The 14,729-nt window shown below is 65.8% G+C and carries 13 protein-coding genes; 8 read left to right on the top strand and 5 right to left on the bottom strand.

Going from position 1 to position 14,729, the window contains the following annotated elements:
- Positions 1 to 3: 3 nt before the first annotated feature.
- Both AC50X7_RS10850 and AC50X7_RS10855 read right to left on the bottom strand, forming a co-directional pair.
- Positions 4 to 573 (bottom strand): DUF6023 family protein, encoded by a 570-nt coding sequence (locus tag AC50X7_RS10850; protein ID WP_494979009.1) that lies wholly within the window; start codon positions 571 to 573, stop codon positions 4 to 6.
- Between the two features lie 38 nt (positions 574 to 611).
- A complete protein-coding gene (locus AC50X7_RS10855) occupies positions 612 to 1,088 on the bottom strand; it encodes a DUF6023 family protein (RefSeq protein ID WP_494979010.1) in 477 nt (158 codons plus the stop codon).
- A 68-nt stretch (positions 1,089 to 1,156) separates the two neighbouring features.
- Between AC50X7_RS10855 and AC50X7_RS10860 the strand changes: the two genes are divergently transcribed.
- The 5 genes from AC50X7_RS10860 to proC all read left to right on the top strand — a co-directional run bounded on the left by AC50X7_RS10860 (position 1,157) and on the right by proC (position 8,360).
- Positions 1,157 to 2,818 (top strand): DUF7059 domain-containing protein, encoded by a 1,662-nt coding sequence (locus AC50X7_RS10860; protein ID WP_494979011.1) that lies wholly within the window; start codon positions 1,157 to 1,159, stop codon positions 2,816 to 2,818.
- Between the two features lie 124 nt (positions 2,819 to 2,942).
- On the top strand, positions 2,943 to 5,669 hold the full coding sequence (topA, locus tag AC50X7_RS10865) for a type I DNA topoisomerase (protein WP_494979012.1): 2,727 nt from the start codon (positions 2,943 to 2,945) through the stop codon (positions 5,667 to 5,669).
- Between the two features lie 47 nt (positions 5,670 to 5,716).
- Positions 5,717 to 6,169, top strand: a complete 453-nt coding sequence (locus AC50X7_RS10870; protein WP_307093964.1) for an SseB family protein — start codon at positions 5,717 to 5,719, stop codon at positions 6,167 to 6,169.
- Between the two features lie 72 nt (positions 6,170 to 6,241).
- Positions 6,242 to 7,228: a Ppx/GppA phosphatase family protein gene (locus AC50X7_RS10875; RefSeq protein ID WP_307093965.1), complete on the top strand. Its 987-nt coding sequence runs from the start codon at positions 6,242 to 6,244 to the stop codon at positions 7,226 to 7,228.
- A 298-nt stretch (positions 7,229 to 7,526) separates the two neighbouring features.
- Positions 7,527 to 8,360, top strand: a complete 834-nt coding sequence (gene proC / locus AC50X7_RS10880) for a pyrroline-5-carboxylate reductase (protein ID WP_494979013.1) — start codon at positions 7,527 to 7,529, stop codon at positions 8,358 to 8,360.
- A 33-nt stretch (positions 8,361 to 8,393) separates the two neighbouring features.
- Here proC and AC50X7_RS10885 read toward each other — a convergent pair whose 3' ends face one another.
- Entirely contained in the window at positions 8,394 to 9,032 is a 639-nt protein-coding gene (locus AC50X7_RS10885) for a potassium channel family protein (RefSeq protein ID WP_172801511.1), read from the bottom strand.
- Between the two features lie 40 nt (positions 9,033 to 9,072).
- Positions 9,073 to 10,506 (bottom strand): TrkH family potassium uptake protein, encoded by a 1,434-nt coding sequence (locus AC50X7_RS10890; RefSeq protein WP_307093967.1) that lies wholly within the window; start codon positions 10,504 to 10,506, stop codon positions 9,073 to 9,075.
- Positions 10,507 to 10,610: 104 nt separating this feature from the next.
- On the opposite strand from AC50X7_RS10890, the gene AC50X7_RS10895 reads away from it, so the two are divergent.
- Together AC50X7_RS10895 and AC50X7_RS10900 are read left to right on the top strand one after the other, a co-directional pair.
- Positions 10,611 to 11,822 (top strand): acetoin utilization protein AcuC, encoded by a 1,212-nt coding sequence (locus tag AC50X7_RS10895; RefSeq protein WP_494979014.1) that lies wholly within the window; start codon positions 10,611 to 10,613, stop codon positions 11,820 to 11,822.
- Positions 11,823 to 11,900: 78 nt separating this feature from the next.
- Positions 11,901 to 12,479, top strand: a complete 579-nt coding sequence (locus AC50X7_RS10900) for an ArsR/SmtB family transcription factor (RefSeq protein ID WP_494979015.1) — start codon at positions 11,901 to 11,903, stop codon at positions 12,477 to 12,479.
- Positions 12,480 to 12,561: 82 nt separating this feature from the next.
- Here AC50X7_RS10900 and AC50X7_RS10905 read toward each other — a convergent pair whose 3' ends face one another.
- Entirely contained in the window at positions 12,562 to 13,911 is a 1,350-nt protein-coding gene (locus AC50X7_RS10905; RefSeq protein ID WP_494979016.1) for an alpha-hydroxy acid oxidase, read from the bottom strand.
- A 106-nt stretch (positions 13,912 to 14,017) separates the two neighbouring features.
- Between AC50X7_RS10905 and AC50X7_RS10910 the strand changes: the two genes are divergently transcribed.
- Complete coding sequence (locus AC50X7_RS10910) at positions 14,018 to 14,728, top strand: FadR/GntR family transcriptional regulator (protein WP_494979017.1); 711 nt, start codon at positions 14,018 to 14,020, stop codon at positions 14,726 to 14,728.
- Position 14,729: the final 1 nt, after the last annotated feature.

Raw genomic sequence — 14,729 nt, forward strand, 5'->3', positions numbered from 1 at the left:
ATGTCACAGGCGCCGGAGGCGGTAGGCGTAATTGGCATCCCTCCTGGCCTCCACCGTGATCGTCAAGGCAGTTTCAGCAGAAAGGTAGATGACGTTTTCGCGGTTGACCCCGCACCGGAGCCCCAGGTCCACCAGGGTGAGTGAGTCGCTCTCTACGGTGAACGTCACACGCCGCTGGCTTCGGCAGGTCAGCGCCAGCGCGTAGGTACCGGTTCCCACCACGGCGGTGGTTTCAGTCCGCACCTCGCCCGCGGCCAGCAGCCCGGCTCCCGCATGGACCACCGGATGCCCGGTGTCCGGCAGGGTCCGCGCCACCCAGGCTCCAAGCTCGGCCTCACTGACGGGCTCGCGCCGTGGCGGGTCCCGGGTGAACACCGGCGCCGGGGCGACCGTCTCCCCGGCCTCGGCAGAGTCGCCCCAGGTCCGGCCGTCGTCGTACGTGTATTCACAGCCGCCCAGCGCAAGCCCTGCCGTCAGCACACCGAGGACGACGGCGGCTGCCGGGTTCCGCATCAACGGCACCCCGGCTGTCCGCCCCGGAGAAGGCGCGGAGGACGTCCGCACGCTGGGCATAGTCCGACTTTAAACCCGCGCGCTCCTGCGGGCCATACCTATTCTGCGGGCGTCAGTTGGTAGGCATAAATAAGGGGTGAGTCCACGCTGGAGGTGCTGATTTCCAGTTTGCCGGACCGGGGCAAAGTGATCCTGGTGATTTCCTTACTGCCGTTGCAGGCCGCTCCCGCGTCCACCACAGCCTCCCCTTCCAGCGACACCGCGAAGAAGGCCTTGCCGCCGCCCTCGCAGGTTGCCGTCAGGGTGTACGGGCCGGCGGGGACATCGGCCGCCTCCTGGATAATCCGGTCCCGGTTGAGGATCTTGCCGGCATCTCCGATAACGCTGCCAGGGGCGGCTGGCAGTGCAGTGGCGCGCCACTCCGGTACGTCCGCGTTCTCGATCGAGACCACGGGTGAACACCCCGCCAGGGCCACCGCCGCCACACCCGCAAGTGCCCAGGCCGTAAGCGGGAAGCGCCGGGTGTTGGCAGGCTGCGTCCGGGCGCGCGGAAGGATGGAAAGCGGTGCTGGCATACCTCCACGCTACCCCGTCCAGGGCCTAACCCGATTTCCAGCTCCCGGCGCCGGACTAAACTTGGGCGGTGCCTAAATCCCCATACGAGTTCACCGCCGGCAACACCCCCGACGCTCCCCGCAGCGACCTCCTGGAGCTGCTCTCGGCACTTGCCGAGGACCTGCGCCTGGTTAATTACACGCTCGACGGCGTCGCCCGGCTCCTCGGCGAATCGGCCTACGCCGCGCTGAACCGCGACCAGATCATCCCGGCTCTGCTGGCTGCCGAGCGGGCCGTGCGGCAGGACGAGGGCAATGCGGCACTCGCCGCCGTCGTCCGTTTGTGGCTGCTCGCCGAGCCGCAGCCCAGCGAAACGCTCGACGCCGCGCTGAAGGGCATCCGCGCGGAAGGCCTGCAGCTGCTGGGGCTGGTGGAGCCCGTTCCCGGCGGCACCCTTATGGCTGCCAAGGCTGACCTGCGGCCCTACGGCTGGGAGGGTACCGAAGGTGACAAGACAGACGGCAGCGGCGGTGCCGAGCTGTGGGTTGCCAGCGACTTGGCGGCACACCAGCAGGAGGGCGTTCTCCGGCACGATCACGTCCTGGGCATCGGCCAAGCCTCCACCACCCTCGTGCAGACCACGTTCCGGCGTCACACCGGGCGGGCGCTGGATCTGGGGACGGGCTGCGGCATCCAGGCCTTCCACCTGCTGCACCACTGCGAGCACGTCACGGCCACCGACATCTCCGAAAGGGCGCTGGCTTTTACCCGCTTCAACATCCTGCTTAACGCCGAGGCACTGTCGGTGGATCCGGCCCGGCTCGAGGACAGGGTGAGCCTGCGGGTTGGCTCGCTCCTGGAGCCCGTAGCCGGCGAGGAATTCGGGCTGGTGGTCTCCAACCCGCCCTTCGTCATCACACCGCGGGGCGTCGGGGAGGAGGCGTCCGGGCAGTTTACCTACCGCGACGGCGGCCTTCCGGGCGATGAGATTGTGGCAGCCCTCGTGGCGGGACTGCCCGCTGTACTGGCTCCCGGCGGCACGGCACAGATGCTCGGAAACTGGGAGGTGCCCGCCGGCGCTGCCTGGCAGGAGCGCCCCGAGGGGTGGGTCCCTGACGGCACCGACGCCTGGTTCATCCAGCGCGAAGTGGTGAGCCCGGAGGAATACGCCGAGACGTGGCTGCGCGACGCGTCCGAGAGCCGGGACCGGCAGCATTACAAGGACGCCTACGCGGCCTACCTGGCAGACTTCGAGTCCCGGAGCGTGGAAGGGATCGGGTTCGGGATGGTGCTGCTCCGCCGGCCCCTGTCTCCCGGACAGGAACCGGTCAGCCGGTTCGAGGAAATCACGTATCCAATTGAGCAGCCCATCGGGCCCCACCTGGGCGCGGCTTTGGAGCGCCAGGACTGGCTGTCCGCGAACAGCATCAGTGATGCGCACCTGCTGGTGGCGGACGACGTCACCGAGGAACGCCACCAGCGGCCCGGCGCCGAGCACCCCGGGGTGATCCTGCTCCGCCAGGGCGCAGGTTTGCGCCGGACCAACCTCCTCAGCACGGAACTCGCCGGATTCATTTCAGCCTGCGACGGCGACCTGAGCGCCGGCCAGATTGCCGGTGCCCTGGAGGCTCTGTTGGGCGGCGGTGGAGCGGGCGGGGAAGGGTTCGACGCCGGCTCGTTCCGGACTGGTTTGCTCGCCGAAGTGGCCAACCTGGTCCGCGACGGCTTCCTGATACCGGTCCCTGAATAAGGCGCGGAAGGCCTACCGGATAACCCCCTTGTTTTCCACATGAATGCGCAAAATTGTCCAAAATATGGTGAACTAGGCCAGTATGGGCGCATCTGCCCGAGCAACCTTTTTCTGTAGGAGCACCGTGCCAAGCAAGGCCAAAACCGGCAAGAAACTCGTGATTGTGGAGTCTCCGGCCAAGAGCAAGACCATCGCCAAGTACCTGGGCGAGGGCTTCATCGTAGAGGCCTCCATTGGTCACATCCGCGACCTGCCGCAGCCGTCGGAGCTCCCTGCCGAACTAAAGAAAACTTCGGTAGGCAAGTTCGCCGTCGACATTGAACACGACTTCAAGCCCTACTACGTGGTGTCCGCTGACAAAAAGAAAAAGGTGACTGAGCTCAAGGCTGCGCTCAAGGACGCCGACGAACTTTACCTCGCAACCGATGGGGACCGCGAGGGCGAAGCCATCGCGTGGCACCTGCTCGAAGTGCTCAAGCCCAAGGTCCCGGTGTACCGGATGACGTTCGGCGAAATCACCAAGGAAGCCATCCAGCGCGCCATGGGCAACCTGCGGGACGTCGACACGGCGCTGGTGGACGCGCAGGAAACCCGTCGTGTCCTGGACCGCCTTTACGGCTACGAAATTTCCCCCGTGCTCTGGCGCAAAGTGGCCCGCGGCCTTTCCGCCGGACGCGTGCAGTCAGTGGTCACGCGCATGGTGGTGGACCGGGAACGCGAGCGCATGGCGTTCAAGGCCGCCTCCTACTGGGACCTCACCGGCCAGTTCGGCGCCGACGCCGGTTCCTTCAAGGCGAAGCTCGCCAACGTTGACGGCGCCAAAGTGGCCAGCGGCAGGGACTTCAACGACGACGGCGTCCTCACGTCCAAGAACGTCGCCCACCTTAACGAGGAGCTGGCCACCTCTCTGGCCGCCGGGCTGCAGGACGCGGAGTTCCGTGTCCGTTCCGTCGACACCAAGCCCTACACCCGGCGTCCGGCTGCACCCTTCACCACCTCAACGCTGCAGCAGGAGGCCGGCCGCAAGCTGCGCTTTTCCTCCAAGAGCACCATGCAGGTGGCCCAGCGGCTGTACGAAAACGGCTACATCACCTATATGCGTACTGACTCCTCGGCGTTGAGCGACGAGGCCGTGACGGCTGCCCGGCGGCAGGCCTCCGAGCTCTACGGTCCCGAGTACATCCCGCAGTCACCGCGCGTGTACACCGGCAAGGCAGCCAACGCGCAGGAAGCGCACGAGGCCATCCGCCCCGCCGGCGACTCGTTCCGCACCCCCGCGCAGGTGGCGAAACAGCTCTCCGGCGACGAGTTCCGGCTCTACGAGCTGATCTGGAAGCGGACGGTCGCGTCCCAGATGGCTGACGCCAAGGGTTCGACGGCGACCATCCGGCTGGGTGCCGTGGCTTCGGACGGGCGGGACGCAGAGTTCTCCGCCTCCGGTACTGTCATCACCTTCCCGGGCTTCCTGGCTGCCTACGAGGAGGGCAAGGACGAGACCCGCGGCGACGACGATTCGGATGAGGCGCGCCGCCTGCCGAACGTCGCCAAGGGCGATTCCCTCACCGCCGCCGACATCATCGCCATCGGCCACGAAACGTCCCCTCCGCCGCGCTACACCGAAGCATCACTGACGGCGGAACTGGAAAAGAAGGGCATCGGCCGCCCTTCCACGTACGCCTCCACCATTTCCACCATCCAGGACCGCGGTTACGTCCGGAAGCAGGGTTCAGCTCTGGTTCCCAGCTGGATCGCGTTCTCCGTGATCCGGCTGCTGGAACAGCACTTCAGCGACTACGTGGACTACGAATTCACCGCCGACATGGAAGGCGACCTGGACAAGATCGCCAACGGACAGGCCTTGGGCGCCTCCTGGCTCCGGCACTTCTACTTCGGCGAGGACGCCGATCCGGGCCTGCTGAGCATCGTCAACAACCTGGGCGAGATCGACGCACGGGAAATCAACTCGATTCCCATCACGGACGAGATCACGCTCCGGGTAGGCAAGTTCGGGCCGTACCTTGAAAGCTCCGCTGCCACTGTTGACCCCAAGACGGGGGAGATTGTGGAGTCGGCGCGGGCCAACGTGCCCGAGGACCTCGCACCGGACGAACTGACCGCTGCCAAGGCCATCGAGCTGATGGAGACCGCAGCTCCCGAAGAGCGCGTGCTGGGCACCGATCCCCACACTGGGCACACCGTCGTCGCCAAGAACGGCCGCTACGGTGCGTACGTCACCGAGGTCATTCCCGAGATGACCGAGGAACAAATCGCCAACCAGCCGGTGGAGTACTACAAGAACGGCAAGCCCAAGCCGCCCAAGAAACCGGTGAAGGCCAAGCCGCGGACGGGTTCACTGTTCAAGTCCATGACCGTGGAGTCCGTGACCCTGGACGAGGCACTGCAGCTGATGAGCCTGCCGCGCGCGTTGGGTGAGGACGCCGAAGGCAACCTCATCACCGTGCAGAACGGCCGGTTTGGTCCGTACCTGAAGAAGGGGACTGACTCCCGCTCGATCGGCTCAGAAGAGGAAATCTTCACCATCACGCTGGAGCAGGCGCTGGAGATCTACTCCCAGCCGAAGCAGCGCGGTGCCCGTGCAGCCGTGCCGCCGCTGGCGGAGTTCGGGCCGGACCCAGTGTCGGAGAAGAACATCGTGGTGAAGGAAGGCCGCTTCGGCCCCTACATCACCGACGGCATCACCAACATCACCGTTCCACGGGCCACTTCGCTGGAGGAACTCACCCGTGAACAGGCCGTTGAGCTCCTCGCCGAGAAGCGGGCCAAGGGTCCGGTCAAGCGCACCGCCACCCGCAAGGCTCCGGCCAAGAAGAAGGCCACCGCAAAGAAGTAGGGGCGGCCACGTTTGCGCAGCGCACCGCAACGTGGTCGGGTAGATGTATGACTGAACAGCCCGGAATTGCCGACACCACTCCGCTTAATGACCTCGAGGAAAAGCTCGCCCAGGGCGGACAGCCTGATGCCAGTCCGGTGGACGTCATCCTGTCGTTCCTGAACAGCGAGGTCTACATCATCAGCTCCGACGGCATCGAGGGCGAGGATTCCCAGGTGGAGCCGCTCGTCCTGGCCAATGCCGACGGTGACCCCGTCCTGGCCGTCTTCTCCCACCCCAGTCGCGTTGACCAGCAGTACCTGGAGGCAGCGCCAAACGTCCTCGGCACCCAGGGTGCTGCCATCATCGCCAACATCGGCGAGGAGCTGGGCATGGTAATCAACCCGGGCGCAGCCTACGGTTTCGAGATCAACCCCGAAGGCGTTGCAAACATCAAGCGCGACTTCAAGCGCGCCGATGAGCTTCCCGACGGCGCACCTGCCGACCCGGCCGAGAACTGACTTTCTCCCCGGAGTGGTTTGACATGACGTCCCGGTTGGGCCAGAACCACCGCGCCGGGGAATAATGGCAGCATGCGGCTAGGCGTCCTCGATATCGGGTCCAACACTGTCCACCTCCTACTGGTGGATGCCCACCCCGGCGCGCGGCCAGTTCCGTTCGCCTCCCACAAGCGCCCGCTTTCCCTGGTGCAGTATCTGGAGGCCGACGGCAGCATCAGTGACGCGGGGCAGCACGAGCTCACCGAATTTGTGCTGGAAGCGTGGGAGTTTGCGGCCCGGCACAAGGCCGAGGACCTGCTTGCCTTCTGTACCTCAGCCATCCGAGAGGCCACCAACGGCCCCGAGGTCCTGGCCCGGGTCAAGCACGAAACCACCGTGACGCTGCAAGAGCTTACGGGAAGCGAAGAAGCGTCCATGACATTCTTCGCCGTCCGGCGCTGGCATGGCTGGGGCGCCGGACCCATCCTGAACCTGGACATTGGCGGCGGCTCCTTCGAGATGGCCTTCGGCCAGGACGAACTGCCGGAGGTTGCCACGTCTGTGCCCTTGGGTGCGAGCCGGCTTACCCGGGACTGGCTGGCTGAGGACCCGCCCTCGGCCAAGAGTGTCAAAGAGCTGCGGCGCTACATCCAGGCCACCCTCAAGCCCGCCGTCCGGGAATTCGACGGGCTCGGCCGGGCCAACGTCGTCGCGGGAACCTCCAAAACATTCCGGTCGCTGGCCCGGATCGCGGGTGCCGCCCCCAGCGCTGCCGGCCCTTACGTCAAGCGCGACCTGCACGCCTCGGATCTTGGGGTCTGGGCACAGCGGATATCGGCCATGAAAGCTGAAGACCGGCTCCATCTGCCGGGCGTTTCAGAAGCGCGTGCGCATCAGCTGCTGGCAGGTGCATTGGTGGCGGAGGCGGCGCTGGAGCTCTTCAAGTTCAAAAAGATCAAGATCTGCCCGTGGGCACTCCGCGAGGGCCTGATCCTGCGCCGCCTCGATCAGCTCGTGTTCTCCGGGCCCCTGGAGCCCGCCCCGCACGTTGCGCCGGCGGCCATTGAAGCTGCGGTCTGAAAAGAAAGCCACTGCTTACCGGTTCTTTCGCTGCTTAAACGCGGAAGCACCGGCGGCCGCGACAGGAAAATGGGGGAAAACCTGTTGCGTACGCCGGTGCCCGGGCAGGCATCCCCATGCCTGCCGCATCACTCGCACCCTCAATGAGGTAATAACTACATTAGGGACGCCACTTGTGAAGAAGCTGCATTCAACATGTGAGCCACCTGTGAACCTAATTTTGCGAGTTCCCGGACACCGAGTTTCTGCCGCCTAACGGATTTCTGCACGGGCAGGGCCGAACTGCAATGATGGAGCCATGAGCAACCGAATCGCATTCCTTGGCTGTGGATCCATGAACGAAGCCATCCTTGGCGGTCTGCTGGAAGCCGGGACGGACCCGGCTGACATCGTCGCCACCGTCCGCCGCGCCGAGCGTGCCGCGGAACTGGCGGAACGCCATCACGGCATCACGGCGATCGCCGGTGAGGAGGAGCCGGACAACAACAAGCAGGCAACCAAGGGGTCCGGCGTCGTGATTCTGGGTGTGAAGCCGGTTGGCATCACGGACCTGGCCAGGGAAATCAGCGACGCCCTCGCGCCGGACACAGTGGTGGTCAGCGTGGCCGCGGCGGTATCCATCGCCCAACTGGAAGCCGCGCTCCCCGCCGGCCAGCCGGTCATCAGGACCATGCCCAACACTCCTGCCAAGCTGGGCCGCGGCGTGGTGTCAGTCTCGCCGGGCTCCAACTGCACCCCCGAACAACTCCAGAAGGTCAAGGACATCCTGCAGGGTGCGGGAACCGTCGTCGAAGTTCCCGAGGAGCAGGTGGACGCGCTTTCAGCCATCAGCGGCTCAGGACCGGCCTACGCTTTCTACCTGGCCGAGGCCATGGCAGCCGCAGGCCGGGAGCTGGGCCTCGACGCCGAACTGTCCCTGCTTCTTGCCCGCGAGACCGTGGCGGGGGCCGGGTTCATGCTCGCCGAGCCGGGCGCCGATCCCTCGGCACTGCGCAAGGCGGTGACCAGCCCCAACGGCACCACGGAGCGGGCCATCGCAACCTTCGACGAGCGGGGCATTCCGTCCATCATCGCTGCCGGTGCACGTGCTGCTGCAGACAGGGCCGCGGAGATCACCAAACAGCTCGGTTGACCTGGCCGAGCTTGCGAGGGTAGGGCCCAGTGGTCACGGGCGGGCGGCGAAGCGTTCCAGGAGGTCCACGTGCCCGGACACAATGAGCATGTCGCGGGAGGACACCTTGGTCTCCGGCCGGGCGTAGGTGAAGTCCTCGCCGGGCGACTTGACGCCCACGATTGTCACGCCGTACTTGGACCGGACCTTGGACTCGTCGAGGGTGAACCCGACTGTCTCGCGCGGCGGGTACATCTTCACGATTGCGAAGTCGTCGTCGAATTCAATGAAGTCCAGCATGCGCCCGGACACCAGGTGGGCTGCCCGGACACCGGCGTCGGCCTCAGGATAAATGACGTGGTTGGCGCCGATGCGGGTAAGGATCTTGCCGTGCGAAGGTGTAATGGCCTTCACCCAAAGGTGCTCGATGCCAAGATCCACCAGGTTCACGGTGATAAGCACCGAGGACTCGATGGACGTGCCGACTCCCACGACGGCGGAGCTGAACTCCTGTGCGCCCAGCTGGCGGAGGGCGTCGATGTTGGTGGCGTCGGCCTCCACCACGTGCGTCAGGAGCGGCGCCCATTTCTGCACGAGGGTCCTGTCGCGTTCGATGGCCAGCACTTCACGGCCCTGCTTGACGAGCTGCTCAGCCGTGGAGGAACCGAAGCGGCCCAGCCCGATGACCAGCACCGGGGCATTGTGGGCGGGGCGCCTGGGAGCGTCTGGTGAACTAGCCAATGATGGGCCTCTCTTCGGGGTAGTGGTACAACTGGCTGCGCTGGCGCAGGGTCAGGGCAGCGGCGAGCGTCACAGTGCCCACACGGCCGGCGAACATCAGGGCACTGAGGACATACACGCCCGACGGCGGCAGCTCGGCACTGAGGTTGGTGCTCAGCCCCACCGTGGCGAACGCGGAAATGGTTTCAAACAGCACCCGGTCCAGGGAAGCGCCGCTGATCTGCAGCAGGAGGAACGCGGAGACGGACACCAGGGTGGCTCCGGCGACGATCACCGAAATGGCCACGCGCATGCTGCCCTGGGGGATGGTCCTGCCGTAAACCTTCACGTCTGCGTCGCCACGGGCTTCGGCGATGATGGCCAGGAACATCACGGCGATCGTGGTCACTTTGATTCCACCCGCCGTCGAGGCTGATCCGCCGCCGGCGAACATCAGCGCGTCGGTCAGGAGCATGGTGGTGGACTCCATCTGGTTCTGGTCCACCAGGTTGAATCCGCCGGACCGCGTCATAACCGAAGCGAAGAGCGAATGCGTGATCTTCTCACCCAGGTCCATCCCGCCGATGGTCCGGGCGTTGTCCCACTCCATCAGCCCCCACAGGAACGTGCCCGCCACCAGCAGGATCAGGGACACCTGGATGGTGAGCTTGGTGTGGAGGTTCCATTTCTTCCAGTTCAGGCCGTTCTGCTGGAGGACCATCACCACGGGGAAACCGAGGCTGCCCAGGAAGACGCCCAGCATCAGCGGAACCAGGATCCACAGGTCTGTCTCATAGGGGACGATGCCGTCCGAATGCGGGGTGAAACCGGCGTTGTTGAAGGAGGAAATGGCGTAGAAGATGCCGTGCCAGACGGATTGCCAGAACGGCTCGCCCAAAGTGAGGAACCGTGGGATGAGGGCAAGTGCGAGGATTCCCTCGATGACCACGGAGGTGGTGATAACGATCCGCAGCAGGGTACCCACTTCGCCGAGGCGGCCGGCGTTGTTCATGGATTCCGCGGCAATGATTTTTCCGCGAACACCGAGGCGTTTGCTCACCATCAGCGCCAGCAGCGACGCCAGGGTCAGGGTGCCGAGGCCTCCGATGAAGATGCCGATCAGGATTACCAGCTGGCCGAAGAAGGACCAGTGCACCGCCGTCGAAACCACCGTCAGGCCCGTAACGCAGACCGCCGAGACGGCCGTGAACAAAGCCTGGTGGGGTGGCGTGACAATGCCGGCGGCGGAGGAAATGGGCAGGGACAGCAGGAACGTGAACACCAGGCACACAGCAGCGAACGCACTCAGGGCAAGCCGGGCCGGCGACGTGTTGGCAATGTCGTCGATGAAGTCGCGGATCCGCGTGAGAACCCAGAGGCCCTCCCGTTCCTGCGCGGCGGGATGCCAGCTGGCCGGAGTCCGGGGCCTCGACTGGCTTTGCGTCATGTGTGGCTTTTTCCTCGGTTGGTTTGCTTCCCTCAGTAGTAAACCACTTATGCCCGCGTAATGGCCGGGCGGGAAGGGCTGCAGGCTCAGGTAGCCTGTGATTGATGACATATCTGCCCGGTCTCAGCAAGCCCGCGCCGCCAACGACGGTGGTGTGGGGCGCTGACATGACTGCCTACAACTTCGGTCCGGGCCACCCCATGGCGCCCGAACGGATGGACCTCACGGCCCGCCTTGCCCAAAGCCTGGGACTTTTCGACCTCGAGCACCTCGCAGTGGCAGCCCCCGACGTCGCCACCGACGCCGAGCTCGAGTCCGTGCACTCGGCCGAATTCGTGGCCGCGGTCCGCAGGGTCAGTGAGAACCCGTACGCGACTGACGAGTCGCGCGGCCTGGGCACAGAGGACGATCCCGCGTTCGCCGGAATGCACGAGGCCGCCGCAAGGCTGGCAGGCGGCTCTCTGCTCGCCGCTTCCCGGATCCTGGACGGGTCTGCCCTGCACGCGGTGAACTTCGGCGGCGGCATGCACCATGCCGCCCGGGACAAGGCCAGCGGGTTCTGCATCTATAACGACGCCGCGCTTGCCGTGCAGAAGCTGCTCGATGGCGGCATCCGCAAGGTGGCGTACATCGATGTGGACGCCCACCATGGGGACGGGACGGAAAGCATCTTTTGGGACGATCCCCGGGTGCTCACCTTGTCCCTGCACGAAAGCGGACTCACCCTGTTCCCCGGTACCGGGTTTTCCAACGAAATCGGCGGACCCCGTGCTGAGGGGACTGCCGTGAACATCGCCCTGCCGTCAGGGACGAATGACGCCGGCTGGTTGCGGGCCTTCCACGCCGTGGTGCCGCAGCTGGTGGCAGCGTTCGAGCCCGAGGTGATCGTGAGCCAGCACGGCTGCGACTCGCACCGGACGGATCCGCTCACGCACCTCAACCTCAGCGTGGACGGGCAGCGGGAGGCGGCCACCGCCGTCGGGAACCTTGCGGCCCGCTACTGCGGCAACCGCTGGATTGCCACCGGCGGCGGCGGGTACAACGTACTGCACGTGGTTCCCCGGTCCTGGAGCCACCTGATTGCCATCGCCGCGGGCAGGCCGGTGCCGCTGCGGACCCCGGTGCCGGAGGACTGGCGGAGGTACGTCGAGGAGAAGTTCGGGGCCGAGGCGCCTGGATTGATGGGGGATGACGTGGAGCTCTGGTGGCGGTCCTGGGAAGTGGGGTTCGACCCCAACGACGCCGTGGACCGCACAGTTATGGCCACCCGCAAGGCAGTCTTTCCGCTGCACGGACTGGACCCCTGGTTCGATTGAGGACCTCCTCTTCCTCATGCCCCTGACCCGGCGAAATAGTTGATGCCTTTCGGGGCATATGTCGCTAGGGTGGGAGGCATGGTGACAGACGACGTATTTGCCGTCATTGCGGAATCGACCCGGCGGGACATCCTGACCTCCCTTCGTTCCGGAGACAAGGCAGTGGGGGAGCTCGTGGAGGAACTGGCGGCAAGCCAGCCCACCATTTCCAAGCACCTGAAGGTCCTGCGTGAAGCCCAGCTGGTGAGCATGCGGGCGCAGGGCCAGAAGCGCTACTACGCGCTGAACCGCAAGCCGCTGGAAGGGATCGCCAGCTGGCTTGAGACGTTCGACGTCGGCGCTGCGGCTCCCGCTCCGCAATCACCGGCGGCTGTTGCCCCCACCCCGGACGGCGCCTCCGCGGCGCCTGCTGCTGAAACCACACGGGAAGACGTCACAGCCGATGCAGTCGCCGCCGACGCTGTCTCAGCCGGCGTGCTGGCACCGGACGGCACTGACCTGAGTCCCGCCGTCGTGATCCCTGGCGGAACAACCGCGCCGCTCAGCGATGACAGCGTGCCCCAGCAGATCGGCCGGACAGTAGGCCGCGCCGCCACCAAGGCGGCCGACCTGCTGGCGAACCTGCCCAACCTTCCCAAATTCGGCCGCAAAAAGTAGCCGCCTAACCCAACTGACTCGCAGATACCGTCCCCAAATGGCATTTTGGGTGCGTTGACTGCGAGTCAGGTTGGGGTGCGCCCTACTTGTTCAGCAGCCGCACGTGGTCGGGGGTCAGCTCGGAGATCTTGCTGACACCCAGCAGGGCCATGGTGCGGGCCATGTCCTTTTCGAGGATCTGGATGGTGCGGTCAACGCCGGCGCGGCCGCCGGCCATCAAGCCGTAGAGGTAAGCGCGGCCGATCAGGGTGAAGTCCGCGCCGAGGGCAAGGGCTGCCACGATGTCCGCGCCGCTCATGATGCCGGTGTCCAGCATGATCGCGGCGTCGGTGTTGTCCGCGGTGAAGGCCTGCTTGACCTCGGGGAGCAGGTGGAACGGGATGGGTGCCCGGTCCAGCTGGCGGCCGCCGTGGTTGGAGAGGATTACACCGTCCGCGCCATGATCCACCACCCGGCGGGCGTCTTCGACGGTCTGGATACCCTTGACCACCAGCTTGCCCTTCCAGGTTTCGCGCAGCCAGTCCAGGTCCTCGAAGGTGAGGGTCGGGTCGAACATGGAATTGATCAGGTCGGCCACGGTGCCCGTGTAGCGGGACAGCGAGGCGAACGTGAGCGGCTCGTGGGTGAGGAAGTTGAACCACCAGGCCGGGCGGTAGGAGGCATCCAGGACGGTCTTGATGGTCAGCGCCGGCGGGATGGTCATGCCGTTGCGGACATCGCGGAGGCGGGCGCCGGCCACAGCGGTGTCCACGGTGACCATCAGGGTGTCATTGCCGGCTTTGGCCGCACGCTCGATGAGCTCAAGGGACCGGTCGCGGTCCGTCCACAGGTACAGCTGGAACCAGTTGCGGCCGTTCGGGGCGGCGGCGGCAACGTCCTCGATCGAGGCGGTGCCCATGGTGGAGAGGGTATAGGGGATCCCGGCAGCTTCGGCGGCCTGGGACCCGGCATACTCGCCCTCGGACTGCATCATCCGGGTGAAGCCGGTGGGGGCGATGCCCACCGGGAGGCGGGAGGGCTCGCCCAGAATCTCGGTGCTCAGGTCGATGGCGGAGACGTTACGCAGGATACCCGGACGGAACTCGATGTCCAGGAAGGCCTGGCGGGCCCGGCGGAGCGTGATCTCCTCTTCGGCAGCGCCGTCCGTGTAATCAAAGGGTGCCTGCGGGGTGCGGCGTTTGGCGATGTCGCGCAGTTCCCACACGGTGCTGGCGCGCTTGAGCCGGGCTTCCTTGCTGAACTCCGGCTTCTTGAACTGCATCAGGGGAGCTAGGTCGGAGTACTTGGGGATACGGCGCTTTAAGGCTGCCGGGACGGCGGAGGCCGCAGCGCCTTGGCTGGTGGCTGCCGAAGGTGCGGACGTGGCAGGAATGTCCGTGGCCTCCGGCGCCGGGGTAGCCTCGGGGTTGTTGGGCTGGATGGTGTGGGTCATGAGGTCCTCCGTTGGGCCGGTGACAGGTCCAGGAATGCTCGGACCCTGCTGTGGTCTAACCACACTGTAAGGCATGTGGTCCGACCACATCAACTACTATTGCCACATGAAGACCCACCAGCTTGTTTTGACCTGGATTGAGAACGAGCTCTCCGAGGGACGGCTGGCCGTAGGCGGACGACTTCCAGCCGAGCGTTCGCTGGCCGAGCAACTGCAGGTATCACGGACCTCCGTTCGGGAGGCTATTCGGATACTGGAGGCCATGGGCGTGGTCCGGGCCGGCGTAGGGTCCGGCCCTGAGGCGGGGACGGTGGTCATCTCGGATCCGACAGCGGCCCTGGGATCTGCGCTGCGGCTGCATGTCGCCACGCAGCACCTTCCCGTGGCGGACATCGTGGAGACGCGCGTGCTCCTGGAATCGTGGGCGGTGTCCCATGCCAGGCCTGACTCCCCGGAACTCGCCAGCGCTGCCAATCTCCTTGCCGAGATGGAGGCCGAAGAGGTAGCGGTGGAGGAGTTCCTCGCCCTGGACGTCCGTTTCCACCTGGCCCTCGCCGACGCCGCGGGCAACGCGGTGGTCAGCGCCATGATGGGATCACTGCGCGAATCCATTACCGGCTACGCGTCCCGGCTTACCGGCAACCTGCCGGACTGGCACGCCACCGCGGCGCGGCTGCGTTCCGAACACCATGGCATCCTTGCCGCTGTGCAAAATGACGACGGCGAACGGGCGGCAAAGCTGGTGGCCGCGCATATCGAGGGGTACTACAAAGAGGCCGGGCTGGCTTCCGGAGGTCCGGAGCCAGCCCGGCCTTAGC

Source organism: Pseudarthrobacter sp. Hb11, assembly GCF_059383655.1.